This window comes from Pseudomonas saliphila (assembly GCF_008638345.1).
GTDB classification, from domain to species: Bacteria; Pseudomonadota; Gammaproteobacteria; order Pseudomonadales; family Pseudomonadaceae; genus Halopseudomonas; species Halopseudomonas saliphila.
The window spans coordinates 133,335-150,659 of record NZ_VTVA01000002.1; the positions used below are offsets into that span (position 1 = coordinate 133,335).

General features: G+C 58.9%; 15 protein-coding genes. 7 read left to right on the top strand and 8 right to left on the bottom strand.

Going from position 1 to position 17,325, the window contains the following annotated elements; translation table 11 throughout:
- Nucleotides 1-17: 17 nt before the first annotated feature.
- Both tsaE and FHK95_RS02695 read right to left on the bottom strand, forming a co-directional pair.
- Complete coding sequence (gene tsaE, locus FHK95_RS02690) at nt 18-485, bottom strand: tRNA (adenosine(37)-N6)-threonylcarbamoyltransferase complex ATPase subunit type 1 TsaE (protein ID WP_150303062.1); 468 nt, start codon at nt 483-485, stop codon at nt 18-20.
- Nucleotides 478-1,983, bottom strand: coding sequence for an NAD(P)H-hydrate dehydratase (locus FHK95_RS02695; protein WP_150303063.1), 1,506 nt, complete (start codon nt 1,981-1,983; stop codon nt 478-480). The genes tsaE and FHK95_RS02695 overlap by 8 nt, the downstream gene beginning before the upstream one ends.
- 76 nt (nt 1,984-2,059) lie before the next feature.
- On the opposite strand from FHK95_RS02695, the gene queG reads away from it, so the two are divergent.
- Nucleotides 2,060-3,148 carry a tRNA epoxyqueuosine(34) reductase QueG gene (gene queG, locus FHK95_RS02700; protein ID WP_150303064.1) on the top strand — a complete coding sequence of 363 codons (1,089 nt, stop codon included), beginning with the start codon at nt 2,060-2,062 and terminating at the stop codon, nt 3,146-3,148.
- Here the strand turns inward: queG and orn are convergent.
- Nucleotides 3,138-3,680 carry an oligoribonuclease gene (gene orn, locus FHK95_RS02705; protein ID WP_150303065.1) on the bottom strand — a complete coding sequence of 181 codons (543 nt, stop codon included), beginning with the start codon at nt 3,678-3,680 and terminating at the stop codon, nt 3,138-3,140. The two genes, queG and orn, sit on opposite strands and share 11 nt — an antisense overlap.
- A gap of 84 nt (nt 3,681-3,764) precedes the next feature.
- Here orn and rsgA point away from each other — a divergent pair, with 84 nt between their 5' ends.
- Nucleotides 3,765-4,790 (top strand): small ribosomal subunit biogenesis GTPase RsgA, encoded by a 1,026-nt coding sequence (gene rsgA / locus FHK95_RS02710; protein ID WP_150303066.1) that lies wholly within the window; start codon nt 3,765-3,767, stop codon nt 4,788-4,790.
- Nucleotides 4,791-4,829: 39 nt separating this feature from the next.
- Here the strand turns inward: rsgA and motB are convergent, their stop codons facing one another.
- Both motB and motA read right to left on the bottom strand, forming a co-directional pair.
- Nucleotides 4,830-5,873, bottom strand: coding sequence for a flagellar motor protein MotB (motB, locus tag FHK95_RS02715; RefSeq protein WP_150303067.1), 1,044 nt, complete (start codon nt 5,871-5,873; stop codon nt 4,830-4,832).
- 1 nt (nt 5,874) lies between these two features.
- Nucleotides 5,875-6,729 (bottom strand): flagellar motor stator protein MotA, encoded by an 855-nt coding sequence (motA, locus tag FHK95_RS02720; protein WP_150303068.1) that lies wholly within the window; start codon nt 6,727-6,729, stop codon nt 5,875-5,877.
- A gap of 290 nt (nt 6,730-7,019) precedes the next feature.
- Here motA and FHK95_RS20005 point away from each other — a divergent pair, with 290 nt between their 5' ends.
- The gene (locus FHK95_RS20005) at nt 7,020-7,829 is read left to right on the top strand and encodes a rhodanese-like domain-containing protein (RefSeq protein ID WP_178114689.1); all 810 of its coding nucleotides are present in this window, start codon (nt 7,020-7,022) and stop codon (nt 7,827-7,829) included.
- Nucleotides 7,830-7,839: 10 nt separating this feature from the next.
- Nucleotides 7,840-8,712, top strand: coding sequence for an archaetidylserine decarboxylase (gene asd / locus FHK95_RS20010; RefSeq protein ID WP_178114690.1), 873 nt, complete (start codon nt 7,840-7,842; stop codon nt 8,710-8,712).
- A 287-nt stretch (nt 8,713-8,999) separates the two neighbouring features.
- Here asd and epmA read toward each other — a convergent pair whose 3' ends face one another.
- The gene (gene epmA / locus FHK95_RS02730; protein ID WP_150303069.1) at nt 9,000-9,959 is read right to left on the bottom strand and encodes an EF-P lysine aminoacylase EpmA; all 960 of its coding nucleotides are present in this window, start codon (nt 9,957-9,959) and stop codon (nt 9,000-9,002) included.
- Between the two features lie 116 nt (nt 9,960-10,075).
- Nucleotides 10,076-10,642, bottom strand: a complete 567-nt coding sequence (gene efp, locus FHK95_RS02735) for an elongation factor P (RefSeq protein ID WP_150303070.1) — start codon at nt 10,640-10,642, stop codon at nt 10,076-10,078.
- 118 nt (nt 10,643-10,760) lie between these two features.
- Between efp and epmB the strand changes: the two genes are divergently transcribed.
- The 3 genes from epmB to FHK95_RS02750 all read left to right on the top strand — a co-directional run bounded on the left by epmB (nt 10,761) and on the right by FHK95_RS02750 (nt 15,904).
- Nucleotides 10,761-11,783 carry an EF-P beta-lysylation protein EpmB gene (gene epmB, locus FHK95_RS02740; protein WP_150303071.1) on the top strand — a complete coding sequence of 341 codons (1,023 nt, stop codon included), beginning with the start codon at nt 10,761-10,763 and terminating at the stop codon, nt 11,781-11,783.
- Between the two features lie 212 nt (nt 11,784-11,995).
- Nucleotides 11,996-13,786: a molecular chaperone gene (locus FHK95_RS02745; RefSeq protein WP_150303072.1), complete on the top strand. Its 1,791-nt coding sequence runs from the start codon at nt 11,996-11,998 to the stop codon at nt 13,784-13,786.
- A 51-nt stretch (nt 13,787-13,837) separates the two neighbouring features.
- Complete coding sequence (locus tag FHK95_RS02750; RefSeq protein WP_150303073.1) at nt 13,838-15,904, top strand: EAL domain-containing response regulator; 2,067 nt, start codon at nt 13,838-13,840, stop codon at nt 15,902-15,904.
- A 78-nt stretch (nt 15,905-15,982) separates the two neighbouring features.
- Here FHK95_RS02750 and serB read toward each other — a convergent pair whose 3' ends face one another.
- A complete protein-coding gene (gene serB / locus FHK95_RS02755; protein ID WP_150303074.1) occupies nt 15,983-17,194 on the bottom strand; it encodes a phosphoserine phosphatase SerB in 1,212 nt (403 codons plus the stop codon).
- Between the last annotated feature and the right edge of the window lie 131 nt (nt 17,195-17,325).

Consider the following 17,325-nt stretch of genomic DNA (forward strand, 5'->3'; position numbering starts at 1 on the left):
CCGATCACAGTATTGCTTTACTCCTGTTTGTCGCGCAGTTGTCGGCAGGCCGTCTGACCGAGCGCGCTATGCCCTGCCATATGCAGCCGTCGCCCGTCGCCTTCTGTTGCAATGGTAATCGTCAGGTCCGAACTTGGCAAAACACCTGCACCTTTATCCGGCCATTCGATCAGACACAGGCTGTCCGGCGTAAAGTAATCGCGGATGCCGAGGAACTCGAGTTCTTCAGGATCCAGCAAGCGGTACAGATCAAAGTGATATACCGTTCCCGCGTCCAGCTCATATGGCTCAACCAGGGTAAAGGTTGGGCTTTTTACCGCACCGCGATGACCCAGCGCGCGAATCAAACCTCGGCTGAGGGTCGTCTTGCCGGCGCCCAGATCACCGTCCAGGTACACAACGCCGCGAAAGCCCATCGCCTTGCCGATAGCGGCACCGAGCGACTCCATGGCCTGCTCATCCGCTGCAAACAGACTGTCACTCATATGAGTCCTTGCTGTTGAGAATGGTTCGAATATGCCTGATCAGGTCGCTCGCAAGAATACCGTATTCACCGGAAACTGCAGCACGGTCACCCGCCTGTGCATGCACCAGCGTGGCGTAACGCGCGGCCGCGCCGGCCGGCACTTGCTGCGCGAGAAGCCCACCCACCAGCCCGGACAGTACATCCCCCATCCCCGCCACAGCCATTCCTGGGTTGCCGTCGGTGCACAGACCCACCGGCGCGGCGAAGCATGCCGGACCTGCAACCAGACTACCAACCCCTTTCAGTATCACCGCACAACCGAACCGGTCTGCCAGGCCGGAGGCCGCGAGTAAACGGTCAGCCTGCACCTGGGCCGTCGAGCTGCCCAGCAGGCGCCCGGCTTCCGCCGGATGTGGCGTGATCACTGAATGCTCGCCGAGTGCGAGCCCATCAGGATATTGCTGGGCAATTTGATTCAGCGCATCGGCATCAAGCACCTTGGGCAGACTGCTTGTCAGAGCCTGATCGAGCATCTGCCTGCCCCACTCGGCACGGCCGAGGCCCGGCCCAATGACCAGGGTAGTCGCCTGCTTCAGCAGCGGCGCCAAGGCCTCTGGGGCTTCGACAGCGTGGACCATCACCTCGGGACACCGGGCCAGTAGTGGTGCCACATGCGCCGCGCGTGTAGCGACGCTGACCCGCCCAGCACCACTGCGCAGAGCCGTTTGCGCAGCCAGCATGATCGCCCCGCCCATGCCCAGATCGCCACCGATAATCAGCACGTGCCCGAACAGGCCTTTGTGCGCCGCTTTTATACGCTTCGGAAGCGTGCAGGCCAGCCTGTTTAGTGCAAGCCGTTCCGCCACAGGCTCTACCGGCACACCGGGAATGTTTTCAAGCTGAGCGAATTCGACCTCACCGGCCTGGTCCGGCCCCTGCGCAGTGAACAAGCCTAGTTTGAGAGCAATGAAGGTAACCGTGAGATCTGCCTGAATGGCTCGCCCCAGGACGATGCCCCGATCAGGGTCCAGACCACTCGGCAGATCCACCGCCACCACTGGCAACCCGGACCGATTGACTGCCTCGATAGCACCCGCATAGGGCTCGCCGACATCGCCCGTCACACCCGTGCCGAGCATGGCGTCGACAATCACGCCTTCCAGGCCTGTGGAAGCCTGCCAGTTGACCACCTCCACGCCCGCTTCCAGCGCCGCCTGCCAAGCCCTGGCCGCATCGCCCTGCAAGCGCTCCGGCGCTTTCACTGCCAGCACCCGCACCCGCCATCCAGCGCTATGCGCCAACCTCGCCACCAGATACCCGTCCCCGGCATTGTTGCCGCTACCGGCAAGCACAGTCAGCTGACCGGTGTCAGCCCAGCGTTTACTGACGGCTCGCCAAACGGCATCTGCCGCACGCTGCATCAGCTCAAAACCCGGGGTTCCTGCCGCGATAATGCGGGCGTCGAGTTCGCGCGTCTGGGCTGCCGAACATATCTCGAATGGCATTTCTGAAGTCATGGCATGCTACCGGCTCGAATGTCTGGCAGAATTATACGTCCTGACCGCCACAGTCCCTAGGGTCTCCCCTCCCCTCATGTCTGATTCCACTATCGATTACACCAAACTGGTTGAACAGATCCGCCTGATCGCCAGCGAGCTGGGATTCCAGCAAACCGGTATCAGCGAACCGGACATTGGCCAGCATGAAGCCTGGCTGGATAGCTGGCTGCGCGCGGGTTACCACGGGGAAATGGAATGGATGGCCAGCCATGGAACCAAGCGAACCCAGCCCGCCGAACTGGTTCCGGGGACCCAGCGAGTGATTTCCGTGCGCATGAATTATCTGCCCACCGATACCAGCATGGCCAAGCGTCTGGCGAACCCCGACGCGGCCTATATCTCGCGCTACGCATTGGGACGTGATTATCACAAACTGATCCGGCGCAGGCTGCAGCAATTGGCGGATCGGGTGCAGGAGTTGGCCGGCCCCTTCGGCTATCGGGCATTCGTCGACAGTGCGCCGGTCATGGAGCGGGCACTGGCCACCCGGTCCGGTCTTGGCTGGATCGGCAAGAACACCATGCTGCTGAACCGCAAGGCAGGCAGCTTCTTCTTTATCGGCGAGCTGTATACCGATCTGCCCCTTCCGGTCGATCAGCCCTATACCGAGGATCATTGCGGAAGCTGTAGTGCCTGCCTGGACAAATGCCCAACCGATGCCTTCGTTGGCGAGCATGTGCTGGATGCGCGGCGCTGCATCTCCTACCTGACCATCGAACTGAAGGGAGCCATTCCGCAGGAGCTGCGACCGCTGATGGGCAACCGCGTGTTCGGTTGTGACGATTGCCAGCTGGTGTGCCCCTGGAATCGCTTTGCCAAGGACACTCTGGAAGCCGACTTCACCCCGCGCCACAGCCTCGACCAGGCGGACCTGATCGAGCTGTTTCGCTGGGATGAACAAACCTTTCTGAAGAACACCGAAGGCTCACCGATACGTCGGATCGGCTACGAGCGCTGGTTGCGCAACCTGGCCGTGGGATTGGGTAATGCCACATCGAGTCTGCCGGTCATTCAGGCGTTGCAGGCGCGCCAGAAGCACCCTTCGCCACTGGTCGCCGAACACGTGCAATGGGCCCTGGCGCGTCATCAGGACCGCGCCGGCCTGACCACAATCAATACTTGATGAAGTGCTCGCGATAGTGCTTGAGCTCGGCGATTGAGTCATATACATCGTCCAATGCCAGATGACTGCTCTGCTTGGTGAAACTGTTCTTCACCTCCGGCGCCCAGCGCGCGGCCAGCTCCTTGAGTGTTGACACGTCCAGGTTGCGGTAGTGGAAATACCGTTCAAGTTCGGGCATGCCGCGATACAGAAAGCGCCGGTCCTGACAGATGCTGTTCCCGCATATGGGCGATCGCCCCTCCGGCACCCACTCACGCAGAAAAGCCAGCGTCTGGCGCTCGGCTTCGGCCAGATCAATCACGCTGTCCTTGACGCGCTGGGTAAGCCCGGATTTTCCATGCTGGCGCGTATTCCATTCATCCATGCCTTCGAGCACCGCATCTGGCTGCTTGATCGCCAGCACCGGACCCTCGGCCAAGGTGTTGAGCTGGGCATCGGTCACCACGGTGGCAATTTCGATAATGACGTCGTTGTCGGAATCCAGACCCGTCATTTCCAGGTCAATCCAGATCAGATTATCGGGGTTCTGCATGCAAGGTCCTGTATTCAAAGTATGTAGTGAAGGGAGTATACGCCTGCATGTTACACTGCGGCTGGTTCCCAAGATGTGTAATCCATGGCCAAGCGACACCTTACCCGACGCCAGAACTGGCGCATTGAGAAAATCCAGGACGAGCGCAGTGTACGCGCCGCCCGGCGTGCTGATATGGCCGAAGAAAGCTTGCTCGGCGGCGATCTCGGCTCCGAACAGGAAGGCCTGGTTATAGCGCATTTTGGCGTTCAGGTTGATGTCGAGGCCACCAGCGGCCCGCAGGCAGGACTGGTCAGACGTTGTAACAGGCGAGCCAACCTGCCTGCCCTGGTGACTGGCGACAAGGTCGTATGGCGCGCTGACAACCAGAACGGCGGCGTGATCGTTGCCCAGCTGCCCCGCCGCACCGAGCTGTTTCGCCCTGACCATCGTGGCCAGTTGAAACCGGTCGCGGCCAATATCGACCGCCTGATTATCGTCTTCGCCCCACTGCCCACCCCCCATAGCAACCTCATTGATCGCTATCTGGTGGCCGCCGAGCAGGCAGGGCTGGAGCCCTTACTGGTACTGAACAAGGCCGATTTGCTGGATCAGGCCGACTTTGCCTCCCTGCGCGGCTGGCTCGACGACTACGCCAAGCTTGGCTATCGCACGCTTTGCCTGTCCGCCGACTCCGGTGATGGTCTGAATGCACTGCGCCAGGAATTGCAGGACCATATCAATGTGTTTGTTGGACAGTCTGGTGTGGGTAAGTCGTCGCTGATCAACGTATTACTGCCCGGCGAGGATTTGCGCGTAGGGCCGCTGTCAGACGCGACCAACAAAGGCATGCACACCACAACCACCGCCAAGCTCTTTCATTTCCCCGAAGGCGGTGATCTGGTGGATTCGCCCGGTATACGCGAATTTGGCCTTACGCATATTACCCACGACGAACTGCTGGAAGGCTTTATCGAGTTCCGCCCGTTCCTCGGTCATTGCAAATTCCGCGACTGCCAGCACCTGCACGAACCCGGCTGCGCCTTGCTCGCAGCGGTCGAGCGCGGCGATATCTCGGCAACCCGCATGCGCAGTTACCGATATATCCTCTCGGGCATCACCAAGCCCTAGACGGCCACTGGCGTTCCCTATCGCGAGCGCCAGTGGCTGTCAGGGTTCACCCAACCGTCTGAGTGAACCGGGATCATCGAACAGATTGGCTGGCCGAGTCTCCGGTGCAGCTTCCCGCTCGATCGGCGTCGGCATCGCGCTGGGTTGCCCCTGTCCAGTCGGCGCGTCGGTCGGCGCTGAACTGTCTTGTTCCGGGTCAGGCCGGAGCATGTCATCCCCCCTGGTGTCCGTTCCAGTCTGATCGGCCAAGCCGTCCAGTATCTGCGCTTCAGCACGCTTGTTGAGCACGACAATATCGATCCGCCGGTTGATCGGGTTGGTCGGGTTCTTTCGGTCAAACAGCGCCGAATCGGCGTACCCCACCACGCGCGCAATCTGGCTTTCAGGATATCCCGCCACGACCAGGGTGCGACGTGCGGCGTTGGCGCGTTCAGCTGACAGCTCCCAGTTGCCGTAGCTCAGGCGGCCGGTGAAGGGTTTCGCATCTGTATGCCCACCGATACTGATTTTCTTCGGCACGCTGGAAATGGTATCGGCCAAGGCCAGCAGAATATCCTCGAAGTAGGGCTGCAACCGCGGACTTCCACTGGCAAACATGGGCCGGTTCTCCGCGTCCACGATCTGGATGCGCAGGCCATCCTGAGTGATTTCCAGCAATATCTGATCCTTGAACCGCTGCAATACAGGCTCGGCATCAATCTTGTTCTGCAGCTCCTGCAGCAACAGATCGAGCTCTTTCTGTTCGGCCATCTCGGCCAGATCAGCGATGGTTTCGCTGTCCAGTGACGGCGGCGCAACATCCTCGGGAATATCATTCAGCGTCTTCTGCGGAGCCACTGTCGGCGAGCCGCCCAGATCAATCGCGTGGGGACTGCCACCCTCGGAGAATCCAATCGGGTCATTGAAATAGCCTGAGACCAGCGATAGTTGCCCCGGCGTGGCGACAGTGACCAACCACATGACCAGAAAGAAGGCCATCATCGCCACCGCGAAATCGGCGAAGGCAATCTTCCAGGATCCGCCATGATGAGCGGCCGCCTTGCGGCTGATACGCTTGACGATTATCGGCTGATCACTGCTCATCTCAGCGGCCCTTCACCGATTCTTCCAGCTCGACAAAGCTTGGACGGTGGGCAGACAGCAGAGCCTTGCGTCCAAACTCAACCGCCAGTGCAGGCGGCAAGCCCTGGGCGCTGGCGACCAGACACATCTTCACCGCCTCATAGGTATTCGCCTCCTCGGTAGCCTCGTGCTCCATCGCCGCAGCGAAGGGGCCGACAAAACCATAGGCGGCAAGAATACCGAGGAAAGTCCCGACCAGCGCGGTCGCCACCTTCTCGCCTATCTGAGCATTATCCGCGTCTCCGAGGATCCCCATGGTGATCACGATGCCCAGCACTGCGGCCACGATACCAAAGCCTGGCAGCGCGTCTGCGACACGATTGACCGCATGGGAAGGCGTCTGCAGCTCCTCGGTGAGGCTGGAGATCTCCACGTCGAACAGCGCTTCCAGCTCATGCGGAGCCATGTTGCCGGTGGACATGATGCGCAGATAATCACAGATGAAAGCGGTCATGCGCTCATCTTTGATAATTGCCGGATATTTGCTGAATATGGGACTTTCCTGCGGCTCCTCGATATCCGCCTCGATTGCCATCATCCCCTCACGGCGGGATTTATTCAGGATTTCATACAGCAACCCCAGCACATCAAGGAAGTACGGCTTACCGAAGCGGTGGCCGAACAAGATCTGCGGGATCTTGGCGAAGGTATCGCGGACCGTCGACATGCTATTGGCGACGAGAAAAGCGCCAAGCGCCGCGCCGCCAATGATCAGGATTTCAAAGGGGTGCCACAGCGCAGCCACTTGACCGTCGGACAATATGAACCCGCCCAGGACACTGACGATGACGACGAGAAATCCGACAATTTTTAGCATGTACGCGTGAGATCCAAATCAGAAAAATGGGGATACTTAACAGCCGCACTTCAGGCGACGACACCTTGGCGATCAGGTTATAGTGACGATCAGCCGAACCGCCAGCTTATGATGAGTGCGTAGCAAACGAAGCGATTCCTGCTACAGAGACTTTATCGGCAATGCGGGTAAAACCCTGAGTACAATGATGCTCAAATTTTTTAACGCTCCCAGCGACACGCTTTCAGCGAGCGATAAATGCCGGAGCGGCGCAACAGACACCCTGGAAAAATATCGATCAGGAACCAGACATGTCCCAACCCCGCCTGCCTTTATTAATCGAACCAGACCAGCTGCCGGCACAACTGGATCCCGCAGTGTACCGCCTTGTCGACCTGCGCAAGGCTGAGGAATACCAGACCGGCCATATAGCCGGTGCCGTGGCGGTAGAGCCGTTGGAGATTACCGCTCCAGCGCCGGTACCCGGAATACTTCCTGCGCAGGAGCGACTGGAGCAGTTATTCGGCCGCCTGGGACATCACGCGGACCTGCACTATATCGTTTACGACGATGAAGGCGGTGGCTGGGCCGGCCGTTTCATCTGGCTGCTAGATTCCATCGGCCATATCCACTATTCCTACCTCAATGGCGGCCTGAAGGCGTGGAACGCGGAGAACCGACCTCTGGCGACTGGACAGGAGGCAGTTGAACCGACTCAGCCGCAGATCCGGCTCAATCATGACCATACTGTTGAGCTTTCCACACTGGTCCAGGAACAGGGGAGTTCGGATCGGGTAATCTGGGACGCTCGTTCGCCCGAGGAATATCGAGGCGAAAAGGTGCTTGCCGCTCGCGCTGGCCATATTCCCGGCGCGATAAACTTCGAATGGACTGCCGGCATGGACCCGCAACACGGGCTGCGGCTGCGCGCCGATCTCGCTGACAAACTTGCCAAGCTGGGTATCACCCCGGACAAGGAAGTTGTCACGCACTGCCAAACCCATCACCGCTCCGGATTCACTTACCTGGCGGCAAAGATTCTCGGTTACCCGCGAGTCAAAGCCTACGCCGGCTCGTGGTCCGAATGGGGCAATCACCCTGATACCCCTATTGAAAGCTAAGGACTCGTCAATGCAAGGTCGTCTTTTCATTTTTCTGCAGTATCTGTTGCCACAACATTTGCTCTCCCGCGCCGCCGGCGGCCTGGCCAACTGCACCTGGCCATGGGTAAAAAATCCGTTTATCACCTGGTTCGTCAAGCGCTATCAGGTCGATATGCGTCAGGCAGTCGAGCCCGACCCCACAGCCTACGCCTGCTTCAACGACTTCTTCACTCGCGCGCTCACGCCCGACGCACGCCCGCTTGACCCGGAATCTGACTCGGTGCTGAGCCCTGCCGATGGCGTGATCAGCCAGCTGGGGGCAATCGAGCATGGACGGATATTCCAGGCCAAGGGTCAGAACTACAGTGTGCAAGAGCTGGTTGGTGGGAACATGGCACACGCCGAGCTGTTTCAGGGCGGCCAGTTCGCGACGGTCTATCTGTCTCCGCGGGATTATCACCGGGTGCACATGCCCCTGGGCGGCACCTTGCGCGACATGATTTATGTTCCGGGAGACCTGTTCTCGGTCAACCGGATCACGGCCGAAAACGTGCCAAGGCTCTTTTCCCGCAACGAACGCGTAGTCTGCATCTTCGACACCCCGGCCGGCCCCATGGGTCTGGTGCTGGTTGGTGCGTTGATCGTTGCCTCGGTGGAAACCGTCTGGGCCGGGCTGGTTGCACCGCACCGTCGGCAGATACATGCTCGTGACTACAACGAAGCAGCGCCGAGCCTGGATCGCGGCGCCGAGATGGGCCGTTTCAAACTCGGCTCCACTGCCATCGTACTCTTTGGTCCGGGAAAAGTTGACTGGGACCACGGCCTGAGCGCTGGTGATTTCGTGCAAATGGGTCAGAAGCTCGGCAAACAACTGCAAAAAACTGGGTTTGAATCAGCATGAGGCCGGGGCTGATCGCCTGCCGGTCGTCAGGATGACGTGAGGCGGAGATTTAAAAACTGCTCTCGCTTTTGATTTTCCTGTCAGAAAACGCCAATGATCACGCGAAGCGGGGCGACAGGACTGAGCCGACCGTCCGATGACAGGGATGTCATCGACGAGCTTACAGGGATGTACTTGCAGCGTGTCGGCGCAGCCCTGACGGCTCGCGGCAGCCGACTTCGGATTATTACCAAACCCAGCCTGCGTTCTTACCTGGGTGTGCAAATCGCCTGGCTCTTGGCGCCTGGCTAGGCGCGACTCGCAGGAAAGGCTATTACCTCATCAATACTATTTACCCCCACTGCCAACATGACCAGGCGATCCACACCTAACGCCACACCGGCACACTCGGGCAAACCGCTCTGCAGCGCCTGTACCAGACGTTCATCCACCGGCAGCACAGGCCGATCCAATGCCTTGCGCAGCTTCTGATCAGCTTCGAAGCGTCGCGCCTGCTCCAGCGCATCGGTCAGCTCGAAGTAACCATTGGCCAACTCCATGCCATTGATAAATAACTCGAAGCGTGCCGCGCTCGGCAGCCTGTCATCGGAATCGACAATTTTCGCCAAAGCCGCCTGGGATGCAGGAAAGGCATAGACCATAGTCGGCTCGATCAACTGAGGTTCGATCAAATGGGAAAACAACAGATTGAGCCAGCCGTCGCGATCCAGCTCGCCAACAAATCCGCAGCGCTCCCGTCCAAGCCGCGCCAGCTCTGGGGTATCGCAGCTATGAATATCCGTTACCAGCAGATCGCTGAATAAATCTGCGTAGGTCACTCGCCGCGCGGGCGCGCAACCCAGTACAGAGCGCACCAGTTGATCGACTTCTTCCATCAGACTGTGGTGGTCGAACCCTGTGCGGTACCACTCGAGCATGGTGAATTCCGGATTGTGCCGCGACCCGCTCTCACCGTTGCGATACACCTTGCATAGTTGCCAGATCGGCCCGCTGCCGGCCGCCAGCAAACGCTTCATCGGGTATTCAGGAGACGTATGCAAATATAGAGGGTGCGATGCGCCGCCACCTTCCGGGATGAAATCCGTTGTGAAAGGAAACAGATGCGGGTCACTCACCGCCGCCGCAGACAATGCGGGTGTCTCGACCTCCAGCACATCGCGTTCGGCAAAGAAGTGCCGGATCTGATTGATGATGCCGGCGCGGCGTCGGAGGCTTTCGATTGAAGCGGTGGGTTGCCAGTCGTGCATTCTCAGGCTCACTTGGAGGGCGGCGAGTCGATCCGGACTCGCTCGGCAAAATCGTTGCACCGAATGACGCACACAAAAAACCGGGGCTCAGGCCCCGGCTTTTGTGCTGGCAGAAATTATGCGCGGCCGACGTAATCGCTGGTGCGCGTATCCACCTTGAGAACATCCCCAATGTTGATGAACAGTGGAACCTTGACTACGGCACCGGTCATCAGTTTGGCGGGCTTGGTGCCACCACCGGAGGTATCGCCCCGCACGCCTGGATCAGTCTCAACCACTTCCAGTTCAACGAAGTTGGGCGGCGTCACGATAATCGGCGCTCCGTTGTACAGAGTGACCTGATAAATCACCTGCTCCTTGAGCCAGTTCTTGGCGTCAGAAACCGCTTTTTCATCCGCGCCGACCTGTTCAAAGGAGCCATCGGTGGCCATGAAATGCCAGAACTCGCCATCGCTGTAAAGATATTCCATTTCACGGTCCATCACATCGGCACCTTCAAGACTTTCGCCTGATTTGAAGGTTCGTTCGTTTACCCGGCCGTTTTTCAGGTTGCGTACCTTGACCCGGTTGAACGCCTGCCCCTTGCCTGGCTTGACGAACTCGTTTTCCAGGATCGCGCAAGGATCACCATCCAGCATCACCTTAAGACCCGGCTTGAATTCATTGGTAGAATAATTGGCCATACATTTCCCACTTACAGTTTGAACGGAATCATCCGAAAGCGCGCTGACCGATGGTTACAGCCCGGCGTAGACAATAACGCCAGACGGATGCCCTGCCACCCATGCGCGGAAAAACGCAATGATACATGTATCTTCAGCGCCTGTTGAGTCTGACACTTGGCAAACTCTGCTCGCGCACAGCATTACCGCCCCGGCAGCGCTACTTGATCTGTTGCAACTGGACCATGCATTGCTCGATCCAGCCACGGCGGCGGCCCACGATTTCCCTTTGCGCGTCCCCCGACCTTATATCGACCGAATGCGCCGCGGCGATCCCCATGACCCCCTGCTCAGACAGGTACTGCCTATCGGCGAAGAGCTCCTGGATCAACCTGGCTACGTGACTGATCCACTGGGTGAACAGCATGCTAATGCCCGACCGGGGATCATTCACAAATATAAGGGCCGATTACTGCTGGTGGTCAGCGCGGGATGCGCAGTGAATTGCCGCTATTGTTTCCGCCGGCATTTTCCCTACGACGATAATAATCTGAGCACCGCCGAGTGGAAGGATGCTCTGGACTACATTCGCGCTGACATCAGCATTCACGAGGTCATTTACAGCGGTGGCGACCCGCTAGCGGCGAACGATCGACGCTTGGCCTGGTTGACCCGGGAACTCGCAAGCATTTCACATGTGGCGCGTCTACGCGTGCATACCCGCCTCCCCGTAGTCATCCCGCAACGGGTTACGTCTGAGCTGATTGAGGCGTTATGTGGCACCCGCTTGCCGGTCACCATGGTGCTGCATTGCAATCATGCCAATGAACTGGACGCCAGCCTGAGCCAGGCCGTTCGAACCCTGCGCAGCGCCGGGATGATGGTGCTCAATCAGGCGGTCCTGCTCCGTGGTGTAAACGACCGGCTGGAAGATCAGATAGCCTTGAGTGAAAGACTAGCCGATAATGGCATTATGCCCTACTATCTCCATATTCTTGACCATGTCAAAGGAGCGCGTCATTTTCTTGTCGAGGATCACGAGGCCATCAAACTGGTCGGCCAGATGCTCACACGGCTCCCGGGCTTCCTGGTTCCACGCCTGGTTCGAGAGGTGGCCGGAGAACGCAGCAAGGTGCCACTACTTGTGCAGCCTGTTGACTGACCAGGGTTGCTGAAGGCTGGACTCGGCAGGCCTCCCATCGTCAAGAGCACAACTGCAGGGCCATAAACTGCTAGAGTGAGCGAATAGGTTCTGATTACGGCCCAGCTGACCGCCTTGATACTGATCGAAGGGAGTGTCCTGGACCGTACGGTGCTGCTGACGCGTTGCCTTCCCCGGGAACGCGGCAACCGGGCCTTGATACTGGGAATTACATGAATAGCACAACGCATAAGCTCAATTTGCGCGTACCGCTGCAGACGCTTGAAACACTCAGCTTTGCAGAGGCGTCGGAGAAAGGAATCTCCCAATGGCTGGGCAACTTGCCCAAGGCCAACATCGGAGAAACTGCCCGGCAGCTTTACAAAGGCCTGATCGAGCTGAATCAGCTGATCATCGCGCCTGAAAAGCGTCTGACATTGCTTGAGCTTATCCGTCCGGAAGTACGTTACGTTTGCCTCGCACTGTCCCGCTATTATCTCGGCCAGTCTATTGTCCTCGAAGACAAGCCGCGCAAGGTCGCCAATCTCTCGCAGTCTTTGCAAAATCACCTGGCCAACGGCTACAAGATCATCGTCGTGCAGGAAAAAAGCATTCGCCCGAAGGATCATGCCGCGACCATGGCATTAGCCCTTGAGCGCTCCATACGCAGCCTCTGCGGCCCTCTGCTGCGCGCCTATCAGCTGTATTGCCCGGTGGCTGATGGAGTCTGGCTGGAAATGCATCAACTGTATCAACTGGCGCGCAGGCGGCGCCTGCATAAACAGCCCATTACTGACGCTGAAAACGCTGGCGGGCACGCATTAACCATCAGGCACTGCTACATCATGGCCTTGCTGATGGGGGCTGCCCGGCCCAACCAGATGCGCCAGAGTGCCATGGGCAAACTCTTCGCCACGCTGGAAGACTGGAGCAGACGGGCCCACCTGGTGGATGCCGAAGATCCGGACGCGCTGTTTATTATCAATCCCGACATGGACTGCGCACCGCGATACCGCTCGCTGATTCGTGACGAAGACATGAGCGCCAGCGTCGGGCTGGCCACCCGCGGCCTGGTCGAAGACATCAAGGACTACATGCTCAATGGGGCCAACGCCGGCAGCTCATTGCAAGTACCTGATGACTTTGGTGTCGAGCTCCTGCAGCACGTCAGTCAATCCTGGGGCGACCTGGCGGAACGGACTTTCAATCGCGTGCCCGGCAACGGCGCAATCCGACTGAGTATCGGCATGAGCGCAACCCACTACCGGATTGCCGGGATGAGCTTTTCACATTTCACTGCCGCCGATGAGGCAGAGCAAAACCCCTTCTCAGATGCCGCCAGACGGGCCCGCAAGGAAGGCTGGGACAGCGCTTTCGATACCGACCAGAGCATCGACTGGGCGCCGTCGAACATGGAGACGATCGACTACACCGCTCCCACCTCCAAGCCGGCCACCCGGCAGAGCGAGGACGAGCAGTATCCGACGCATACCCTCAATATTGTCAATCACAGCCCGGGAGGCTTCTGTCTGACCTGGCCGAGGGATGTTCCTAAACAGCTTCAGGCAGGCGAGTTACTGGGTGTTCAGGAGGTCAATGGTCAGGACTGGAGTCTCGCCGTTGTTCGCTGGATCCGCCAAGTGCGCGGCGGCGGCACACAGATGGGTATCGAGCTTGTTGCGCCACACTGCACCCCCTGCGCGATCAAACTGATCCGCAAGTCAGAAGAGCCCAGCCAGTATCTGCGCGCGCTGACGGTACCGGCAGTGACGGCCATCGAGCGCCCACCGACCATCATTACGCCGCGCCTTCCCTTTCAGGTCGGGAGCAAGGTTGTGATCTATCAAGGCCACAAGGAAGCACGCGCCCAGTTGGTCGATCGCATCACAGCGACTGCCAGCTTCAGTCAGTTCGAGCACAGGCTCCTCGACCCGATTGGAAGTGCCACCCGCCCCGCCGGAGAAGGCCTGAACACGCCGACTGGTGGTGAGGATGATTTTGACTCTCTGTGGAAGACGTTGTAGATTCCAGTCACGTCAGGGCTGCCTTTCTCCGGCCCCTAAACATGGAAGACTATGGGCACCGAAACGCAGGCGATACGGCTGTTGATTCTTGATGATTCGCAAAACAATGCTGAGCGCATTGTCAGCGTCTTGCGCAATGCAGGCCACGCCACCCGCGCTCATCGCATCACCTCCGCGGAAGATTTGCAGGAATGTTTACAGCAAACCTGGGATCTTTGCGTTGCCACCCCGGATACCAGCTTCATGTCCGCTCGGCAGGCTTTCGGCCTGATCGGGCCCGACCGCGACGTTCCGTTCATCCTCCGCCTGGCCGAGCCAGACACCGAGACGCTGGTTGAAGCGCTGCGCAGCGGCATGAAAGACGCCATTCCGGTCGATTCCGATGCCCTGCTGACGCTTGTTGCCCAGCGCGAACTGACCAGTCTGGCAGCGCGACGGCACCAGCGCATCGCCGAACAATCGCTGCGCGAAGCGGAAAAACGCTGCCAATTGCTGCTCGACAGCTCGGTCGACGCTATCGCCTATGTGCATGACGGCATGCATATCTATGCCAACCGCTCCTATGCGCGTCTGTTTGGTTACGATGACGTCGATGACCTTGCTGCAGAGCCAATGGTAGGCCTGATTGCGGCGAAGGATCAGGCGGTTTTCAAGGACTTCCTGCGGCACTACATCGACCGGGGCGACCAGAACCAAATGCGCTGCAGCGGCGTAGACGTCGATGGCAAGGAATTCCCGATCATGCTGACCTTTTCCCCGGCCAGCTATGACAACGAGCCCTGCACCCAGGTGGTGATCCGCGCCGAGACCGCAAGCGCCGAGTTCGAAGAAAAGCTCAAGAGCATGGCCCGTCAGGATCTGGTAACCGGCTTGTTCAACCGCGCCTATTTTCAGGAGCAGCTTGAAAGCATCAGCGAACAGGCTGTGCGCCAGGGACAGCTCAGCACGCTGGTGTATCTCAGCATCGATAATTTCCACGCCTTGCAGGCCGACGTCGGCATTGGCGGTGCGGACCTGGTATTGGCCGATATCGCGCAGATCCTCCGGCAGACCTTTGCGCAAGAGACGCTGATGGCGCGCTTCAGCGATGACGCCTGCAGCATTCTGCTGGATGCTCAAGAGCCGGAAAGCATTCTCGACTCGCTGGACGCCCTGCGCCGGCAAATCGAGGGCAATCTGTTCGAGGCGAACGGGCGCACCGTGCAAATTACCGTCAGCATGGGCGTCTCAACGATCAGCGAGACCAGTCCCGACCCGATTCAGGCCGTGGACCGCGCTCATCGCCTGTCCGACCAGATCAGCCAGGACGGCGGCAATGCCGTGAAGGTGTTCAATCCGCTGGATGAACTGGCCCACCAGGCCAACCGTGGCAACCTCATAGCACTGATTCGCCACAGCATCGAAACGGACGCGGTGAAACTTGAGTTCCAGCCGGTGATAAGCCTGCGCGGGGATAGTTCGGAGCTGTATGAAACCTATCTCCGCCTGCTCAATAGTCAGGGCGAGGAAGTGCCTGCCGGCGAGTACCTCGAGGCAGCCATCGATTCCGGGCTGGCTAGCGAACTGGATCGCTGGATGATCAGCAAGGCGGTCAGGATGCTGGTGGCGCACCGCAGCAAGGGTGCCGACACCCGGCTGATTCTCAATCTGAACAGCGCCAGCCTGCAGGATCTTGATCTGGTGCCCTGGATTTCGAAGCTGCTCAAGGAATCACGCTTGCCGATGGATGCGCTGGTGTTCCAGTTCAACGACGCGGATGTGAATACCTACCTCAAGCAGGCGCGGGCCTTTACCGAGGCGCTGCGAGGCATTCATTGCAAGGTTTCTTTAAACCATTTCGGCTGCGCCCTGAATCCCTATGCGGCGCTGAAACACGTCCACGTTGACTACGTGAAACTCGACGGCTCATTCAGTCGGGATCTGTCCACGCCCGAATCAGTGGAAGCGCTCAAGGACATCGTCACCACCCTGCACAGCAAGGGTAAGCTGACCATAGTGTCCTTTGTCGACAGTGCCGCCATGATGCCGACACTGTGGCAGGCGGGGGTAAATTATATCCAGGGCTTCTATCTGCAAGCGCCCAGCGAAACGATGAACTACGACTTCTCGGCGGACTGATATTCTCGGCGCCCGAAACGGGCGCCTAATTCCAACCACACAGTGGCTGCATCCCAGCTCTACTCCCCGCAATGACGGTTAGTATTCGTCCCGGTCGCGAAAGCCCAATAAATACAGAATGCCGTCCAGGCCCAGCGTGGAGATCGCCTGCTTGGCTGATTGCTTGACCAGCGGCTTAGCCCGAAATGCTACGCCCAGACCTGCTATGGCCAGCATTGGCAGATCATTAGCCCCGTCGCCCACCGCAATCGTCTGCTCGAGGCTGATCCCCTCACGCTCAGCCAGCTCGCGAAGAAGATCCGCCTTACGCTGGCCATCGACGATCGGCTCCTGTACCTCCCCGGTGACCAGCCCATTCTCCACGGGCAAGGCGTTGGCGTAGACATAATCGATGCCCAGGCGCTGCTGCAATTGCTCGGCAAAATAGCTAAAGCCGCCAGACAGTATTGCGGTCTTGTAACCCAGGCGTCGTAATTGAGCGATCAAGGTTTCCGCACCTTCGGTCAACCGCAAGCCGGCACCGATCTCTTCCAGCACTGACACCGGGAGCCCTCTGAGCAGCGCCATACGCTCACGGAAACTGGCCTTGAAATCGAGCTCTCCACGCATCGCCCGCTCGGTAATTTCCGCAACCAGATCCCCTACCCCGGCGGCCTTGGCCAACTCGTCTATCACCTCGGCATCGATCAGCGTCGAGTCCATATCGAATACTACCAGGCGACGATTCCGGCGAAAGATGCTGTCCTGCTGGAAGGCGATGTCAACGTTAAGCTCCTGCGCGATCGCCAGGAATTCAGCGCGCAGAGCGGCGGGATCGCCCGGCTCGCCACGCACAGAAAACTCGATACAGCCCTTACCCTGATCAGCTGGCAAACCCTCCGGAATACGCCCGGACAATCGGTCGATGTGGTCTATGTTCAGATTGAAGCGCGCGGTGATATCACTGACCCGCGCAATATGCTCGGCGGTAATGCGCCGCGCCAGCAAGGTTACGATGTGCCGCGGCTTGCCCTGACCGGTCACCCAGCGGCTGTATTCTTCAGCGCTGACCGGTGTGAAGCGCACCTGCTGATCGAGCTCATATCCGCGGAACAAAACGTCTTTTAATACATCAGACATTCCGGTATCGCCCGCCATCTCGACCAGAATACCGAACGACAATGTATCGTGGATCACTGCTTGACCAATATCGAGAATCCGCACGTTCTGCCGGGCCAGGATGCTGGTGATCGCGGCGGTCAGGCCCGGCCGGTCAGGCCCCGTAATGTTGATCAGGACAATTTCGTTCAAGGTGGCCGCTCCGCTGACAAGACTGGGCCGCCATTCTACCCGGATTTAAGTGTCCACTTAATAGATGCGCGCTTTTTACCCTCTGGTGGAATGGCTATACTCAGGCCCTTCGAAGGCGCGAGGTTCAATTC